Here is a 17,449-nt window from a genome sequence, read left to right as displayed (position 1 = left end):
GTCCGGGCCGGTCAGTCGGCGAGTTCCTCGCGCAGGACGTCCCGGAGGGCCTCGAAGCGCCTCAGGTCGGTCGTGAACGCCGCGGGGTTCGCCGGGGTCAGCTCCTGCTGGATCCCGATGGCCTCCTCGACTATTTCCAACCCCTGGCGGACGAAGCCGATTTGGGCGTAGTGGATGGCATGGTTGGCGAGCGCGCGGGCCAGGGCCGACCGGTACGCCGACGGGTGCTCGTCGGCCAGAGTGCGGAAGATGACTACGGCAGCGTGAGACATCCTCATGGCGTCCTCCGCGCGGCCCACCTCGAAAAGCCGGTTGCCGAGGTTGTTCAACGCCTGGCCCACGCTGTCCCGGTCGACGTCCTTGCCGCTCGCGACCTGCCTGCGGTAGATGTCCACGGCTTCATCGGTGGCCGCCAGGGCTGCCGTCGGCTGGTCGAGGGCGGCGAGCCGGTTCCCGAGGTTGGACAGCGCGGCGGCCAGGAACTCCTCGTGCAGGACGGGGTTGGCCACGGCCAGTTCGCGCCACTGGGCCACGGCCTCCTGGCTGGTCTCCAGCGCCGCGACGGCGCGGCCCGCCGCCCACTGGTAGACGCCGAGGCCGGTCAGTGACCGGGCGAGGGCGGGCCGGAAGGCGTCCGGGTTGACGCTGGCCAGCCGACGGCGGATGTCCACGGCCGTAGCGGCGGCATCGCAGGCCTCCTCGCTGCGTCCCATGCCCCACAGGTGGTTGGCGACGGTGATCAGTGAGGTCGCGTACCTCGGTTCGTACTGGTCAGGGTCGGCGGCGGCCAGCTCCCGGAAGACGGTGAGCGCGGCGAGGCCGGCCTCGACGGCGTCGGCCCGGCGCCCCAGCTGGAACAGCGCGATCCCGGCGTTGACCAGGGCGCGGGCGAGGTCGGGCCGGTGGCCGTCGGGGTCCGCGTCGGACAGCTCGCCGTACAGGTGCACCGTTTCCAGGGCGGTGTCCACGGCCTCCGCGAGGCGGCCCGCCTCCAGGAGCTGATGGACCAGGTTGCTCAGGGGGCGGGCCAGGTCGGCCGGTAGCGCGTCGGGGTACTCGGCGGCGTGGCGGCGGGCCAGGCGTACGGCCTCCTCGGTGACGGCCAGCGACTCGGGGAGCCGTCTCATCGCCGACAGGCAGACGCCGAGGTTGGCCAGGGCGCCGGACAGGTTGGGCAGGTGCCGCGCGGGGTCCTCGGCGGCCGGGCCGCGCACGCACTCGACCGCCCGCTCACTGGTGTCGAGCGCCTCGCGGTCTAGGCCGGCGTGGGACTGGCGGGTCGCCAGGGCGGCGTAGAGGAGCGAGCGTTCGGCCGGGTCCCGGGTGAGGCCGAGGCGGTGGGGGGTCAGGATCGCGGTCACCGCGGCCATGCCGGGGTCCAGGTCGGTGTGCTGCCCCTCCGGGAAATGCGCCTCAACGGCTTCGAGGACGGGGATGATGTCGGGCAGGCCTGCGAGGACGGTGAGCGCGGCGCTCCCGGCGTCGACCGCCAGCCGGGGGTCCGTCAGCAGCAGTGGGTGCACGTACCGCGGGCCGAGGTGCTTCCAGTGCTGGGCGGCGGACAGGAGGAAGGTGACCGCGCGGGCGGTCCAGGGCGCGGGGGCGCGTTCGGTGCCGGGCCCGTCGTCGGACCGTTCGAGCAGGGCTGAGGCGTCGGCGGCCGCCCACGGCTGGTCCGGGTAGGCGAACCGGTGGCCTGGCATGGTGAGGGCGAGGAAGTCCTCGGCGAGGCGGTCCGGGTAGAGAGGCTCCAGGACCTGGTCGGCACCGGTTTCGGCCGGCGGGTAGCAGGACCTGTGGTCGTCCAGCACCTCGGGGGCGTCGGGCACCCGGAGCCGGCCGAGGACCGTCCTGCCGGCGCCGCGGGAGAGCGTTCCGGTGAGAACGGCGGCGTACACGGTCCGATTCATGACCTCGGGCGGCGTCCGGAAGCCGTTCCCGTCCTGCCCGGCGTTGGCACCGTCGCCGTACAGCCGCGCCCAGTGCAGCCGTTCGCGGTCCAGGAGGTACATGGTCAGGCCGGGCCGGTCGGTCGGCACCTCGGCGCGCGGTGCGGATTCCGCCGCCGTTTGGGTCCCGGAGCGCGAGCCGGGGCCGGGGCTGTCGTTGGCACCCGCCTCGGTGGCCGGCGCGTGGACGTCGACGGCGACCAGGGCGGCCATGTGGACGGCCAGGGTCAGCCCGAACTCCGCCCCGTCCAGCGTCGGGGGCGGCTGGATCACGGCCGCGTCCCGGAATCGGTAGATCTCGGCGAAGGCGTCGCGGGCGGCGGCGAACATCGCGCCGCGGCTCTCCCCGCCGGGCGGCAGCGCCTCCAGGGGTTGGACGGAGACGTCCGCCTGGTAGGTGTCCAGGATGCCGCGGAGCTGCGGCAGTTCGTTCATCGTGCGCCCCAGCATCAGCACCCGGGTGGTCACGCCGGTCCGGTGCAAAAGGGCGTTCTTCAGCAGCCAGGTCAGGTTGGTGGTGAGCCACCGGTCGGCGTAGTCGACGATCAGCAGCAGGCCTGCCGTTCCGTCGGGCCGCAGGTCCTGGCTACCGGGCTCGATCGGATCGGCGTCGGGACCGTGGTAGGCGACGGTGACCGTCCAGCCGGCTTCGGCGGACTCGTCGGCGAACCGAGCGGCAAGCCGGCTCTTGCCCTGGCCACCCGGCCCGTACAGCCACCGGACGCCCAGCCGCCCGCCGCCGTCCCGCCACTGCCGAAGCTCGTCGAGCTCCCCGTGGCGGCCGGTGAAGGGAACCACGGCGCGGCGGGCGTTGAGCATCCGGCTCGGCAGCTTGCGCAGCCAGTCCCGGTCGGTGTCCGCCGCGCGCTGCCAGGCGCCGAGGAGGTAGAGCGGAAGCCCCCCGCTGCCATGCACGTGGATGTCGGCCCCGATCACGCCGAAGGCGAAGCCGTTGACGGCGATCACGTTCTGCACGTACAGCGGCTGCGAGTCGTCGGCATTGCGGTCGGCGTCGCTCACGACACACCTGCCCCTGCTCGGCATGTGACGGGAAGTCGGAAGAACCCTAGCGGGCCGGGCCGGGTACCGGGAGGGAAGTGAACAAGTCCGCCCGCCGCCTGCCGGCTACTGCCAGATGCCCGCCGTCCGTCGGCTGCCCGCCGGTCACGTCCACGCACGCCTGCGGCAGTCCCCCCATCGTCTCCCGACCGGCCGGCGCGGCCAGTTTGTGAACCTGGTGCCCGACCCGCGCCACCCGGTCGAGCGCGAACTCGGCGACATCGCGGATGTCGACCGCCTGAACGCTCCTGCCGGGATCACCGGGCGCGAGGATCCGCCCGCCCTGCGCTGCACGACGCAACCACCAGGGCAGCCGGCCCACGTACTCCCCGGCCTGAGCAGCGCCCCCAGCCGCAGCAGGCTCGTCCTCGCGAGCCCGAAGGCCTCGGTCACCGCGCGCTCGGTACCCGCTTTCCGCCTGCCGTAGTCGGGATTGACTCCCGACCCTGCGTGCGTCAGCCGGCCGGGGTCCAGAGCGGCATCGGCCGCGGCTTCCCACACCGGAGAGTCGACGCCCAGGGGTTCGGTGGGCCAGCCCTCGCACACCGCCACCGTGGACACGTACGCATACCGGCCGACAACCGGTTCCAGGACCCGCGCACCGGCCACGTCGGCGCCGTCCAGGCTGATTCGTTCCGCTTCCACGACGCCGAAATGCTGGTGGAGGTTGGCAGGGGTGGAGGCGTGGTGGAGGTGGGAACCGACCATGAGGGCATCGCTCACACATCGCGCCGGACCAACCTGATACGCCGATCGACCCTGACGCATCGTCAGTCGAGGTCAGCAAAAGTCAGCATCAGTCCGAGTAGACCCTCACAAACACGCGCACAGCTGAGACCCCTGACCCTGGCTCGCCGAACCCGCTCAGGCGTCGCGAGAAGGTCCGGCGATCCGGCTCCGCTCGGGGTAAGTCGTCACTCTCAGCTCTTTACTCGCACCATTCGCCCCGGCATCCTCCGTTTACCGGATGGTGGACATGGCTCTGCGTGCGCGGTCAGGACGGCAGGGTGATCGACTGGGCGTGGTGGAACACGTTCTTGTCGTCCCAGGTCTTCTTCGCCCTCTGCAGTCGGCTGTAGTTCTGCTTGTTATCACGCGGTCGGCGTTTCCGCCCAGCTCAGGGGCTTGATCCATTATCCGGAGTCAGCAGAAGGTCAGCAAGACTCCGGGGGTCAGCCATCGTGGCAAGCGCAAGTCTCATCCGCGGCATGGGCAGCTTCTTCAAGGAGTGCGAGCATCCGGAGCCCCGGTGGAGCAAATGCCCGCACGAATACAAGATCAGGTACCGCAACGCGTCCGGGCGGCAGGCCGAGGAATCGGGCTTCGCCAATCAGGAACTGGCGAAGGCCCGGCTCGCCGAGGTCTACCACGCGCGCAAGAACTCCCCGATGAGCCTGCACAAGGCCGAGCGCATCAGGAAGTACGGCAGCATGCAGTTCGCGACCTACACCGCCGAGTGGCTGAAGGGCCAGCGCCATCAGAGCCCGACCTCGCTGCGGAACGTCGACTCCACGCTCAGGAACCACCTTCTGCCCGCCTTCGGAAGCCGCCGCATGGGCACCTTCGACCACAAGGTCGTGTCGGCGTTCATCACGGACATGGAGCGGAACGGCGTCGGTCTGGGTGCTCAGACCAACGCGTTCATCAGGCTGAAGGCGATCCTGTTGGACGCGCACCGGCTCGGTCTCTACGAGGACAGCCCGCTGGAGGGAGTGCAGCCCCCTCAGTACGACGCGGAGCGGGCGGTGATCCCCTCCGTCGGCCAGCTGGTCGGGATCCGGAGCGCCGGCGACGACGCCTTCCGGTTGGTAGCGGAACTCATGAGCGGTTGCGGCCTGCGGAACGGCGAGGCATACGCCGTCAACGTCAACAACATCGTGGCGGACGACGTCTACCGGGTGGGCGAGCAGGTCAACCAGGCCACCAAGTGCTACGCACGCCTGAAGCACCGCAAGGCGGGCGAGTACCGCGACGTACCGCTGCCGGCGCGTACCAAACACGCCATCGAGTGGTACGCGGACACCTACGGGACCGTGGACGGCTACCTGCTTCGCAATCCCAAGGACATCACCCTCGCCATGCCGCATCACATCATCAGCGGGCAGTGGCGTCGGCTGAAGGCCTCCGGGCAGGTCGACATCCCCGAAGGCATGGTCCTCTACGGCCTGCGCCACTTCTTCGCGTCGAACTGCCTCGGCAACGGCATACCCATCACCGATGTCGCGGAGTGGATGGGCCACCGGGACGTCAAGATCACGTTCAAGCACTACCGCCACCTCATGCCCGGCTCCATCAGCCGCGCCGCAGAGGTACTCGACCTCGGGCTGGCCGCCTGAACATGCGGGGATCCAGCCCCATCGGGCTGGACCCCCGCAACCTCGGCGTCTACGTGGCCCGTGTCCTCTGCTGCTTGACCCAGGCCTGGACCTCCGACACCTTGAACTGCAGCTTGGCGTTCCTGCCACACCCGAACTTGTAAGGCACGAGCCCAAGGCGTGGAGCATCGCGGTAAACCCAGGCAAGGGACATGTTCAGATACGACGCGGTCTCCTTGGCACTCATGAACTGTTCCGGCAAGGCTCCTCCTACATGACCAAACCCAGGTTCGTGGAACCCGAATATCGATCGATGGAGTCGTTTTGGCCGCATCGTCATCCCGCGGTAGAGAACGCCGGGAGGTCGGTTTCGGACATTGCACGATGACGCAGTACAGCTACCTCCCAGTCATCGCCGGGCAGACCTGGTACGGGACCGCGTCCCTCGACAGCAGCTTCGTCACGCGCTCCGTGTGGCCGACCGGTACCACCAGCATCAGGAGCTCCTGCGCCCGGGAAGCCCCGACGTACAGGACACGCCTGGCCTCTGTCGGAAACCCGAACTCCCAGTCATCGAGCACGGTCCGGCCGGTCCCGTCCTTGCGCAACCGTGTCGGAAGGGTCAACGCGACGGCCGGGAACTCCTGCCCCTTCACACCGTGGATCGTGGAGGACAGGAGCTCGAACGACGCTTCTGCCTGGAGGAGTTCCTCCCAGAGATCGGCCCTGGGAGCTCTGAAGAGGGAGCCGTCGACCGTCAACTTCGACGGCCAGCCCAGCTGGGTGACCCTTGCGCGGACTTCGGCGCTGAACTGGGATGCGGTCATGTCCCACGGTTCCATGGACTGACAGAGACGGATGGCGGTGTCCCGCAGCCATCGGCGCTCGATTCCGTTGGCATCCAGCACAGCCTCCAGGGACATCTCGCCGAGGGAGTCGGCGGCCACCGTCTCGACCAGATGCCGCTCGACCCGCTCAAGCGCGGCAACTCGCGACTTGCCGTCGGAGCCGGCCCTGAGTTTGCGGCCGGCGTCGACGACGGCAGCGACGCGGTTGCCACCGACCAGGTCGGCCCCGGAAGCGCCGACTGCCCGCAGGGCATCAGCCCCTCCATGCGAGACGATGATCGCCTGGTTGGCGGAGAGTCCGTGCGCCGCCACCGTCGACAGGACCCGAGGCGCGATGTCCTCCACCTGGCCATATCCGATGACGTAGACCGGCACGTTGCTTCCTGCACGCGGACCGCCGGCCTTGTCCGGTTTCTCGCCCACCCGTAGCGACGAGTTGATGGCACAAATGGCCGGCGTACTGCGGAAGTTGTCGCTCAGGTCGATCTGGCGAGGAAGTCGGTCCCCGAAGGCCGCCACCCGCTCAGGCACAGCGCGCCGGAACTCGTAGATCGACTGGTCGAGGTCGCCGATCATCAGGACCTGGATGCCGCACTCCAACAGGAAATGGAGGATTGTGAGTTCGTCGTCGCCACAGTCCTGGGCCTCGTCGACGACGATCTCCGCGAAGCGGTTGGCAATGATCGGCTGGATCTCAGCTCGCATAGCCGGGTCCGCGATCCAAGCGCAGGCGAGACGCCGAGAAGCGTCGCAGGTGAGCGTTCCCACCCTGAGAAGACCATGGTGGATCGCACCTGCTTGGCGCTCAGCCGCCGCTCGCCGAGTACCGGTCAGCAGGCCGGTGAGTTCAGGCCCCGCCTTGCGCGGGATCCGCTCGGGGCGCAGCTCCGCGCGACCGGACGCATCGAAGTCGAACCACGAAAGCTGAACATCGGGTATGCGAGCCCTGATCGGCAGCCGGAATGAGGACAGCCCGATCTCGTCCCAGGACTGGACGAGCCTCGGACTCACCTTGAAAACGGCACGGTACAGGGGGGCCACGAGGTAGCGGGAGATGAAGCTGTCGAAGGTCCCGACGAAGTGCGGGGCCTTCATCGCGTCGTGCCGATCGACGCAACGGCTCCGGACCTCGTCCACCGCGGCATTGGTAAACGACACCAGGGCGATGCCCTTCCGCGGCTCCTCCTCGACACGGCGCAGGTAGCGTGCGACGACAGCACGCGTCTTGCCGGCCCCCGGGCAGGCCGTCACGAAGGCGCTCTCGGTCACCTCCTCCACGAGCAGGCGCTGGTCAGCAGTCAGTTCCGGCGTCACTCGCTGACTCCGGTCTCGGAGTCAGCCGTGCGGGATACGACGGCGTCGATCGCCTTGCGAAGATAGTCCGGCACGGTGAAGGGCTCGCCGTCCTGGAGGAGCAGCGCGACGTCGTGCGCGAACTCGCCCTTGCTGATGAAGGGCTTCTTCTTGTCCCTGAGCTTCACGTAGAAGGCGAGTGCCGGCTCCTCCGCGGCCGTGATGGCCTCCCACTTCTTCTTGGACCGCTTGTGCTGGGCCAGGTAGGCGGCGCCCAGGACCTTGTCGTTGCCTTGCGGAGCCAGAAGGTCGGCTTCGAGGGTGTACTTGGCCTCCGCGACGATCAGCCGATCTCCCGCACCGAGCCGCTTGGCCACCGCCAGGAGGTCGTTGCGGCGGTTCCACGCGGTCGAGCCGTCCTCCTCCTCTTCGCCCTTCGTCGAGGACAGCGGCAACTCGGTCGGCGTGTCGTGGTCGTCGTCAGCCAGCGCGGGGTCGTCAGGGACCTCAGGGTCCGCGTCCGTGATGACCACCAGTTGGTCCAGCAGACGGCAGCCGTTGGCTTCTCCCAGGAGCAGTTCGATGTAGGGGCGGAAGTCGACACTTCCCACGTTGATGATCGTGGCCGCTTGGAACTCCCTCCGCCGGGCGGCATCCTCGGGGCCGTCGCCCTTGAAAAGGCAGTGCTTGGCGATCACCGGCAGCAGTACTGCCTCGGCGATTCCCTCTACAAGAATCACCTTGCGGGCGAAGAGAAGTGCCGCCCGGGTCGCGTCTAAGTACTGATTGATCTTCCGACGGCTCCGGTCGTCCAACGGCACCCGGCGCAGCGGAACGGCCTGGGTGGAGTTCCGCCTGCCCCGGCCCGAGGTCTCACCCTCGCCCGTCGGCTCAAGGACCGTGCTGCTGCGCAGCGCCACGACGTTGTCGATGCCCACCGCGCTCGCCAGATGGGCGGAGTGCGTCGTCGCCACAACCTGGATCCGACCGGCCGGTTCGTGCGTGTCATCCCCAGCGGATCCCCTGGCCTGTTCCTGGAGGTAGTCCAGCAGTACCGCCTGCAACTGTGGGTGAAGGTGCGCTTCGGGCTCCTCGACGAGGAACAGAGTGAGTTCGGAGTCCTTCGCCTTGGAGAGCTCCAGGACGACCGTCGCGATGAACAGCAGGTTCGCGTAGCCGAGCCCTGAGTCCGCAAGATCCGCTGGATCGATTCCATGCTCGGACATCTTGAGGCGAAGCGCACGCGTGAGCCGGTTGAGCTCGTAGTCGTGGAATCCCACATCGACGTACTGGCCACGAACCGCCTGTGTCAGCCCACTGAGGTGTCCCTGAATCGCCGCGGACGTCTTGGTGAGAACCGGGTCCTCGCGCAGCTCTTCGAAGGCGGTGTTGGCCTTCTTGAGGAAGACGTCCCGCTCGGCCTCGCTGGTCAACTGCTGGATGACCCTGGTGAGTCGGCTGTTCTCCGCGGAACCCAGCTCCCGCTGGGCGTCCCGCAACGGTGCGAGGTAGACGTGAGTGATCTGCTCACGCTTCTCCGGCTCCGCGTCCGGCCCATTCGTGAGGCCCGCGCTGTACACCGGGCGCCGCTGCCGGGTCGTCTCTCCGGTGAAGCGGTACCTCGTGGTGAAGTAGGCCCGCCTGGTGGGCACATCGAGCGCGGTGACGTACTGGGACTGCTGCATCGGGGTCAGTCCGTCGAGTTCGACGCTGAGCTCGACGTCCTGGTCCTCACACCCGTGCGAGCGATCCGCCTCGTCGAACCATCGCGCGCTTCTGGGGTTCAGCGGCGAGGTCGCCAGCCGAAGCGCCTCAATGACGTTCGACTTCCCGGAGTTGTTCTCCCCGACGAGCAGCGTGATGTCGGGCTGCAGCTCGAGCGTCGTATCCCGACATGAGCGGAAGTTCCTGACGGTCATCTTGCTCATGAACATTCCGGCATTGCCTGTCAAGGCACCCTCCGCACAATGCACCACGCGGTTCCCAGAAGGAGAACGTTGGCACAGTTTGCACCCGGCTGCCACCCGATCACGCTAACGCACTGCCAGCGCGACTGGATCGCCAACTTCCTTCCGTGTAGCTGCACCGGAAGAAGTGCTCACCTCCGATGTCACCTACGTGCCCCATGCCATTGCTGTACCGACGTCATGCGGCCCCGACTGCCTGATGACCACCTGCCGCGTCCTGTCGGTCGTCATGCGGTCATGTCGTCACCGCGATCGGTCGACGTCGCCCGTGTCCGGGGCATCGAGCGGATCCTACCGACACCGCGCGAGCGGACGCGGACGATCGATTCCGGCGAGCCCCGCACTTCTCCGAACAGGGTCGCTCACGCCGTACACAAGCCCAGCAACACGCCACTGCAGGTTCGACAATCAGCCTTTCCTGGAGGAGAGTTGGCGCGTGCCCGGGACCCCCGGAGCCGCGGTAGCCGGTTCGGTGCCGCAGAAACCAGCAGGCCAGGGAGCGGCAGTGAGCGATCGCAGCGCCATCGAATGGACGGAGGCGACCTGGAACCCGACCACGGGGTGCGACCGTGTGTCAGCCGGCTGCGACAACTGCTATGCGCTGACTCTGGCGAAGCGGCTCAAAGCAATGGGCGCAGCGAAGTACCAGGTCGACGGGGATCCTCGGACGTCCGGCCCCGGTTTCGCTCTCACCACACACCGGGACGCTCTGGATGTGCCAAGACACTGGAAGAGCCCTCGGATGGTGTTCGTGAATTCGATGAGTGATCTCTTCCACGCCCGAGTGCCGTTGGCGTTCGTCAGGGACGTGTTCCAGGTGATCGCCGAGACTCCCCAACACACCTACCAGCTGCTGACGAAACGGTCGGTCCGACTTCGCAGGGTGACCGAGCGATTGGATTGGCCGAGGAACCTCTGGGTGGGAGTCTCGGTGGAGAACGCCGAGCATCTGAGCCGGGTCGACGACCTGCGCGCGGTGCCGGCAGCGGTACGGTTCCTCTCCCTGGAACCGCTGCTCGGCCCCCTACCCGGCCTGCAGTTGGACGGAGTCGGCTGGGTGATCGCCGGAGGAGAGTCCGGCCCCGGTCACCGGCCGATGGAACCAGCCTGGGTCCTCGAGATCAGGGATGTGTGCGCGGCCGCCGACGTACCGTTCTTCTTCAAGCAGTGGGGCGGCCGCAGTCCGAAGGCCGGGGGGCGTGAACTCCAGGGTCGCACCTGGGACGACCTACCGCAGGGAGCGCACGCCGTTCTCCCATGACCCTGCGAGCCGTGTGCGCACCCTGGCGATCGTGAGGTGATTATGTGACTCTTCCTCGGAAGTGCAACGGCTCACCGCACCGGGGAGACACATGTCGGCACCGAAGGAAGTCATCTGGCACCGTGACCCGCACACCGCAGCCAAGCACGACCTGCTCCGTCGCTACCTCCTGGCGTGGGCCCCGATCCTGCTGACCCACAACGAAGTGGTCACCTACGCGGAAGGTTTCGCGGGCCCGGGTGTCTACGAGGGTGGCGAGGCGGGGTCTCCGGTAATCGCCCATCAAGTGCTGGCTGGCGCCCTCCGCCAGCGGGCCCGCCGGATCAAGATGGTGCTGGTGGAGGAAGACCCCCGACGCAAAAACGAGCTGGAGCGGAGAATCGCCGCGGCCAGAACCGGAATGGTGCCAGATACTGCGGCCCGGCTGGAGGTGTCCATCGCCCAGGGGGCCTGCCATCCCGACCTGTTGCCGCAGCTCTCGCGGGCGGGAAGTCTGCGCCACCCGATGTTCGTTCTGCTGGACGGCTTCGGCGGTCCCGAGGTTCCCTTCGACCTGCTGCGGACCATCGCCGCCCGGAACGGCAGCAACGAGGTGATGATCACCTTCCAACCCCAGTTCCTGTACCGGTTCGCCGAGAAGGACGAGCGGCACCGCGCGGCGGGCGACGCCTTCTTCGGCGGCACCGAGTGGCACGGAGTCTTCGCCCAAGCATCGCGAAGGAAGATGTCCTACCTGCGCGAGCAGTACCGCCGCACGCTCGGCAAAGCCGGCTTCCAGCACAGCCTCGTCTTCGAGATGATCGACGAGGGCGGTCGCGTCCTCTACCTCGTCTTCGGCACCCGCCATCCCAAGGGCGTCGAGAAGATGAAGGACGCCATGTGGAAGGTCGACACCGCCACCGGCGTCCGCTACCGCGACCCGAAGGACCCACAACAACAGGAACTCGATCTGACCTTCGAACCCGACACCGCACCCCTGCACCGGATTCTCGTCGAACATCTCCGCGACGTCGAATCTCGCACGGTCGACCAGCTCCAGCAGTACACCCTGCTGGAAACGGTCTACCGCCCCACTCAGGTCATCACCCTGCTCAAGCGGATGCGCGACGGAGGGGAGGTCGGCATCGCCCCCGGACGCATCACTCGCGCCACCACGGTGACCGCTGCCAAGACAGACGTGTTGTTCTGAACCCCGTCGACACACCATTGCCCCGAAGATCAGCAGAGACCCTCACGCGGACCGCGTGCCCGTGACCTGACGCCCTTCCCGGATACATACGGGAAGGGCGGCTCCTCAACGCGACCCGCGCGACCGGGTTCACCGCAGTCGGCCTGGTCGCTTCCTCGGGGCTGCACCAGTACGCCGACGACGCTCCGATGAGATTGCCGGTCCTCCTTGACTCGTCGGTCCCAATAGTGTTCGGCGCGAACGCGCTGGCCAGCCGAAGCGGGGCGCCACATCCGGGCGGGAGTGCGGAGCTGACCTCGAAGACGACCGTCAGCGAGCGGGCCCGTCGGTCGCACCTGACGGAAGGGAGGTAGGGAGCCGGGTCCGTAGGGTCGTGCCGTCCGGGGAGTCCAGAGCTGTGAGGGTTCCGCCGTGGATCGCGGCAATGTCGCACGCGGGGAATGGCAGCTCGAGCCCGCTGCTCCAGCCGCCCCTCTGCGTCTGGGACTGTTGGGCCGGGTGCTGCTTCTCATGTCACGACTCCGGTCCGGTGAGGACGAAGTCGTCCTGGGTCAGCTCTGCGCGCAACCGCTGGTCGGCGATCTCGGCGTAGTGCGGGGAGAGCTCGACGCCGACGAAGCGCCGGCCTTCGCGCAGGGCCGCGATGCCGGTCGAGCCGCTGCCGGTGAAAGGGTCGAGAACGACGCCGTCCTCGGGGCAGATCTGAACGAGCTTCTGCATGATCTCCAGCGGCTTCTGGGTGATGTGGACCCGGTCCTTGCGGGGCTGGCTGGCGATGAAGTGGCCGGGCAAGTAGAGGTCCCGACTGTTGTCGAGGGTGCCCTTGACGCCCCAGCTGATGAACTCCGCAGACTGCTTGAAGCCCCCCTTCCTCGGCCGGCTGGCCGGCTTGATCCACGGGATGGTTCCCTGCCACGTCCACCCGGCCATCTGAAGGGCGTCGCTCGTGGTCGGCTCCTGCCTCCAGTCGGAGAAGACCATCGCGACCGAGTGCTCGGTACTCGCCCGGTACGCCTCGGTCAGCAGCTCGGTCAGCCACGAGCGGTAGGAGCGCTGGTCGCGGTTCTCGCCGGGGAAGGTCTTCAGGTCGTGCACGGAGTTGGACGTCACGTACTTGGCGCGGGCGTCGCGGCTGGTGCGCTCGGAGGACGTACGCCCGCCGCTGTTGTACGGGGGGTCGGTGATGACCGCGTTGACGCTCTCGTCGGGCAGGGACTTGAGGACGGTGAGGGCATCGCCTCGGTGGAGGGTGAAGTTACTCATGAGGGCCTCTCTCAGGGCAGCGGTGGACCCGCTCCCGGCAGCGCCCGGCGGCGCCCGCCGGGGCGGGGATGACCGGGACGGTAGCCACGATTCCCGGCCGCACCTAACGGCGCCGCCAGCGCCGTCCTGCCTGGTGGAAACGCTGTTTGGTGCGGCCGGACTTCGCGTCTACTGTCTCGCCATGCCAACCGGGCAGGAGGCCAACTCAACTCGGGACGGCCCGTGTTGATCCGTGGCTGTCTCGTCCAACTGGGCAGCAGCCGGACGACGCCCACACCCTCCCCGACCCCAGGAGATCTTCGTGTTCCGGCTGAGATTACGAGCGCGGCCGGCTGCCGCGCACGACCCGAGACCGGCGTCCGGGAGCTACCAACTCCCCTGACCCGGGCCCGCCCTGAACGGCGGATTCACCACCGGCGCGGTGCCGGCGACTTCTTCGCACGACAGACCGGCACCGCGCCTCCTACGAACCCCGAGGAGCCGCTGCGATGCAGCATGCCCTGGCACAGCCACGCCTTCATCCGGCGCTCCCAGTCGCCCCGGCCGTCCGCCGCACCGAGCGGCGTCGACGATGAAGAAGTCCGTAGGAACCTTCGTCAGCCTCGCCGCCGCCGGCCCCCTGCTCCTGGCCCTGCCGATCGTGGTCGCCACCGCCGGAAGCGCCTCCGCCACCTGCGCTCCCGGCGGCGATGCACAGGCCGTCGATACCGCCGCCGTCGCCGCACAGGTCAAGGCGATCCTGAACGGCTCCAGCCCGCTCAGCGCTCCGGGTGTCGCCGGGCTGGAGAAGCCGGACGAGCAGATCCCCAACGCCAAGGTCATACAGGCCACCGGCGTCGCGATGCACATCCCCGTCCGCGGGCATGTCGTCGCGCTGGCGACCGCGCTCCAGGAGAGCGGGCTGCGCAACATCAACTACGGCGACCGGGACAGCCTGGGGCTGTTCCAGCAGCGGCCGTCCCAGGGCTGGGGCACGGCCGAGCAGATCATGCAGCCGGTGTACGCCTCGACGAAGTTCTACGAGGGGCTCAAGCAGGTCTCCGGCTGGGAGTCGATGACGATCACCCAGGCGGCGCAGGCGGTGCAGCGCTCCGGCCTCCCGGACGCCTACGCCAAGTGGGAGCCGTTGGCGACGGCGCTCCAGCAGGCCATCACGCCACTGCTGACCAGCCCCGACACCGGCTCGACCGTGTCACCGGCTCCGGCACCGACCGCGCCGGGCATCGCCACCCCGCCTGCCAGCGGCGGCGGTTGTTCGCCGGCGGGCGGCGACGGCAGCAACCTCGGCACCATCCCGTCCGGAACCCTCCCCGAGGGGTACTCGATCCCGGCCGACGCACCGGCCCAGGTACAGACCGCGATCCGCTGGGCGCTCGGTCAGCTCGGCACTCCCTACCAGTGGGGCGGCTCCTGCACCGACTCCCACGGCACCGACCCGCTGGGCCACTGCGACTGCTCCTCGCTCATGCAGATGGCCTACAAGGCCAGCGGAGTCACCTTGACCCGGACGACCTACACGCAGGTCGCCGAGGGCACGGCCGTCTCCGCCGGCGCGCTCAAGCCCGGTGACCTGCTGTTCACCCGCGGGACGGCTGCGGTGCCGGAGCACGTGGGGATGTTCATCGGCGGCGGGCTCGTCGTGCACGCGCCCAGGACGGGTGACGTGGTTAAGGTTTCGACCCTCGCCTCCTGGCAGCCGGAGATCCTCGCTGCCCGCCGAGTCGTCTGACCGGCGCTTTTCTCCCCCTCTACTCCCATTTCTCTCGGTGCACCCGCGCGTGCCCAGATTCCTTCCTTGGAGTTCGTCATGTTCCTCGCCGACGCGGTCACCCAGCTCGCCTACGACCCGGGGATCACGCCCAACGAGGGCGGCCTGCCCGGCCTCTCCGTCCTCAAGCAGGTCATGGGCAGCCTCAACTTGTTCGGGATCATCGCGGTCGTCGGCGCGCTCACCGTCAGTGCCGGCGTGTGGGCCTGGGGCCACCACTCCGGAGGCCACCAGGCCGAGGCCAACGGCAAGAAGGGCGTGCTCGTCAGCGCGGGCGCCGCCCTGCTGCTCGGCGCGGCAAACGGCGTCGTGGCCTTCTTCAGCGCGCTGGGCAGCCAGGTCAAGTGATCATGCAGAAACGTTCCCTCTCTTCTGCTTCTCGCAGCGGCTTCTCCGGCGGCGCCCTCGTGCGCCGCCGGGCGGTGCTGGGCACCGTGGTCCTGGTGGCGCTCGTCGCCCTGGCCGGTCTGTTCTCCTACCTCACCCGCGACAACCAGGCACCCTCGAACCGCCCTTCTGCGAAACCGAGTTCACCCTCAGTTTCGGCTTCCGCCTCGGCGTCGGCCGAGCCGGGCGGCCGGGCGGTGGCGCTGCCTGTGCCGCCGGACACCCACGACCCGATCGCGTTCGGGAAGGCTGCGGCGGTGGCCCTGTGGTCGTACGACACCCGGGCCCATGCTCAGCCCGAGCAGGTGGCCGCCCTTCACCGGTGGCTGACGGCCGAAGGGCTGTACGTCGACGCCGACTCGGTCGAGCGCCAGGTGCCCTCGCCGCTGTTGTGGGGGCGGATGGCCGACTCCGGCCAGTTCGCCACCGCGACGGCGGCTGAGGCGCACTTCCCGGAGTCGTTCACCCGGGCCCTGCAGTCCGATCCGGGGGCGATCACCCAGGCGTACGTCTACGGCGTCACGGTCTCCGGCAAGCAGTCGATCGCATGGAACGGCTCGCCCCAGGGCGGAGCCGAGGACCGATCGGCCACCCTCGCCGTGCAGTGCCGTCCCGACCGTCCCTGCGCTCTGGTCGGCGTGATGCCGTCCGTCGCGCCCTGACACCACGAAGGAGGTGCCCTTCGTGGGCGTCTGCGACATCCCCCTGATGAGCCAAGTTTGCACTGTGGTCGACGCGGTCAGCTTCGTCTCCAACCCCGGCAAGTCCATCACCGACGGTATCGGCGCGTGGATCGCCAAGAGCATGGGCGAGCTGGCGGCCAGCGCCACCGACCTCGCCGCGCGAGCGGTCGATCAGACCACCGCCATCGACCTGAGCGCCCCGTGGTTCAGGGACAACTACCAGCTCATCCTGCCGATCGGCCTGATCCTCACCGTCGGAACGTTCTGCGCGCAGCTGATCCTGGCCGCTTGGCGCCGGGACGAGCGCGCCCTCGCCCAGGCCGCGTGGGGCACCATGACCGGCGTCCTGTTCTCCTTCGGCGCGATCAGCTTCACCGCCGTGGCCGTCACCGTGGTGGACGCACTGTCCGCAGGGCTGTTCAAAGCCGCGAACACGAGCGTGGACGATGCGGTCAGGCGCCTGGTGAAGGTGTCCGAGCTGGGGGCGATGTTCCCACTCGGCTGGGCGATCCCGGCCCTGGTCGCGGTCGGCTGCGCGATCGGCGCCTTCCTGTACTGGGGCGTGATGGTGGCCCGCAAGGTCGGTGTCCTGGTCCTGGTCGCGCTCGCCGCGTTCGCCGGGGCCGGCGGCGGCTGGGAGGTGGCCAAGCGCTGGCGGCGCGGCTGGATCGAGGCCACCGCCACCCTGGTGGTCAGCAAATTGCTGATGACAGTGGTCTTCCTCGTGGGCGTCTCGGCGATCGGCAAGACCGACAAGACGGACGGCCTCGGCGCGCTGTCCGACGCCATGGCCGGAATCGTGATCATGGTTCTGGTGCTGCTGTGCCCGTACGCCGTCTACAAGTTCGTCCACTGGGCGACCGACGGAGGAGGCCACGACGACCTTCACCGCACTGGCGTGGCCGGGATGGCGGTCGCGGCCGGGGCGACGAAGACCGCCGGAAGCCTCGCGATGCAGATGGGCACCGGCACCCCGGCGCCGCAGGGGCCGAGCCAGGTCCCGGGCATGGACGGCGGCGGCGCTGGCGGCATCGACCCGAGCGGGCGCATCAGCAAGGAGGGCATCGACGCAGGCCCCGCGCAGCAGCCGACGACGTTCCGGTTCGGCGAGGACCCGAGCGCGCCCGGCGACCGCGGACGCGCTCTGGTCACCCGGCCCGGCATCCCGGCCCTGATCACCCGTCCCTCATCCGAAGACGACAGCGGAGAGCCTCAGGCCAACGGTGGCGAGGCACACAACGCCTCGGCCGCTCCGGCCACCCGGGGCTTCTTCACCGCCGGTACGGTCTCGCCGCCGAGCACGGGTTCGCCCGCGCCGCCGGCCACGCCAGCTCCCTCGGCTCCGGCTCCGGGAGGGCCGTCGGTCGGCGGACCGCCCCCGGCCGGGGAGTCCGCGCCGGATCCGGTCCGGTTCATCTACCCGAACCAGCCGCCGGCCTCCGACGCCTCCTGACCGCACCACCACCC

The 17,449-nt window shown here is 68.8% G+C and carries 12 protein-coding genes and 1 pseudogene; 8 read left to right on the top strand and 5 right to left on the bottom strand.

What is annotated here, in order from left to right:
- Positions 1-11: 11 nt before the first annotated feature.
- Positions 12-2,969: a tetratricopeptide repeat protein gene (locus tag ACFC1F_RS28110; protein WP_376162410.1), complete on the bottom strand. Its 2,958-nt coding sequence runs from the start codon at positions 2,967-2,969 to the stop codon at positions 12-14.
- Positions 2,970-3,186: 217 nt separating this feature from the next.
- Between ACFC1F_RS28110 and ACFC1F_RS28105 the strand changes: the two genes are divergently transcribed.
- The gene (locus ACFC1F_RS28105; protein WP_376162409.1) at positions 3,187-3,435 is read left to right on the top strand and encodes a hypothetical protein; all 249 of its coding nucleotides are present in this window, start codon (positions 3,187-3,189) and stop codon (positions 3,433-3,435) included.
- 567 nt (positions 3,436-4,002) lie between these two features.
- Here ACFC1F_RS28105 and ACFC1F_RS28100 read toward each other — a convergent pair.
- Positions 4,003-4,083: pseudogene (locus tag ACFC1F_RS28100) on the bottom strand (BBE domain-containing protein); the annotation flags it as partial.
- 133 nt (positions 4,084-4,216) lie between these two features.
- Between ACFC1F_RS28100 and ACFC1F_RS28095 the strand changes: the two are divergent.
- Entirely contained in the window at positions 4,217-5,344 is a 1,128-nt protein-coding gene (locus ACFC1F_RS28095; RefSeq protein ID WP_376162407.1) for a tyrosine-type recombinase/integrase, read from the top strand.
- A 377-nt stretch (positions 5,345-5,721) separates the two neighbouring features.
- On the opposite strand, the gene ACFC1F_RS28090 is transcribed toward ACFC1F_RS28095, so the two are convergent.
- Both ACFC1F_RS28090 and ACFC1F_RS28085 read right to left on the bottom strand, forming a co-directional pair.
- Entirely contained in the window at positions 5,722-7,485 is a 1,764-nt protein-coding gene (locus tag ACFC1F_RS28090; RefSeq protein ID WP_376162405.1) for a UvrD-helicase domain-containing protein, read from the bottom strand.
- Positions 7,482-9,392, bottom strand: a complete 1,911-nt coding sequence (locus ACFC1F_RS28085; protein WP_376162403.1) for an ATP-dependent endonuclease — start codon at positions 9,390-9,392, stop codon at positions 7,482-7,484. Before ACFC1F_RS28085 ends, ACFC1F_RS28090 begins: the two co-directional genes overlap by 4 nt.
- A gap of 544 nt (positions 9,393-9,936) precedes the next feature.
- Between ACFC1F_RS28085 and ACFC1F_RS28080 the strand changes: the two genes are divergently transcribed.
- Together ACFC1F_RS28080 and ACFC1F_RS28075 are read left to right on the top strand one after the other, a co-directional pair.
- The gene (locus tag ACFC1F_RS28080; protein ID WP_376162401.1) at positions 9,937-10,692 is read left to right on the top strand and encodes a DUF5131 family protein; all 756 of its coding nucleotides are present in this window, start codon (positions 9,937-9,939) and stop codon (positions 10,690-10,692) included.
- Positions 10,693-10,783: 91 nt separating this feature from the next.
- Entirely contained in the window at positions 10,784-11,881 is a 1,098-nt protein-coding gene (locus tag ACFC1F_RS28075; RefSeq protein ID WP_376162400.1) for a three-Cys-motif partner protein TcmP, read from the top strand.
- A gap of 513 nt (positions 11,882-12,394) precedes the next feature.
- Here ACFC1F_RS28075 and ACFC1F_RS28070 read toward each other — a convergent pair.
- The gene (locus ACFC1F_RS28070) at positions 12,395-13,144 is read right to left on the bottom strand and encodes a DNA-methyltransferase (RefSeq protein ID WP_376162398.1); all 750 of its coding nucleotides are present in this window, start codon (positions 13,142-13,144) and stop codon (positions 12,395-12,397) included.
- Between the two features lie 571 nt (positions 13,145-13,715).
- Here ACFC1F_RS28070 and ACFC1F_RS28065 point away from each other — a divergent pair.
- From ACFC1F_RS28065 to ACFC1F_RS28050, 4 genes are all read left to right on the top strand, one after another.
- Positions 13,716-14,873, top strand: coding sequence for a C40 family peptidase (locus ACFC1F_RS28065; protein ID WP_376162396.1), 1,158 nt, complete (start codon positions 13,716-13,718; stop codon positions 14,871-14,873).
- 78 nt (positions 14,874-14,951) lie between these two features.
- Positions 14,952-15,260, top strand: a complete 309-nt coding sequence (locus ACFC1F_RS28060) for a DUF6112 family protein (RefSeq protein ID WP_376162441.1) — start codon at positions 14,952-14,954, stop codon at positions 15,258-15,260.
- 2 nt (positions 15,261-15,262) lie between these two features.
- On the top strand, positions 15,263-15,961 hold the full coding sequence (locus ACFC1F_RS28055; RefSeq protein WP_376162394.1) for a hypothetical protein: 699 nt from the start codon (positions 15,263-15,265) through the stop codon (positions 15,959-15,961).
- Between the two features lie 22 nt (positions 15,962-15,983).
- Positions 15,984-17,435 carry an ATP-binding protein gene (locus ACFC1F_RS28050; protein WP_376162392.1) on the top strand — a complete coding sequence of 484 codons (1,452 nt, stop codon included), beginning with the start codon at positions 15,984-15,986 and terminating at the stop codon, positions 17,433-17,435.
- Positions 17,436-17,449 lie beyond the last annotated feature (14 nt).

The sequence above is a fragment of the Kitasatospora sp. NPDC056181 genome, from assembly GCF_042266225.1.
Classification (GTDB): Bacteria; Actinomycetota; Actinomycetes; order Streptomycetales; family Streptomycetaceae; genus Kitasatospora.
The sequence above is the reverse complement of the archived record's forward strand: the minus strand, read 5'-3'. Positions and strand labels throughout refer to the sequence as shown.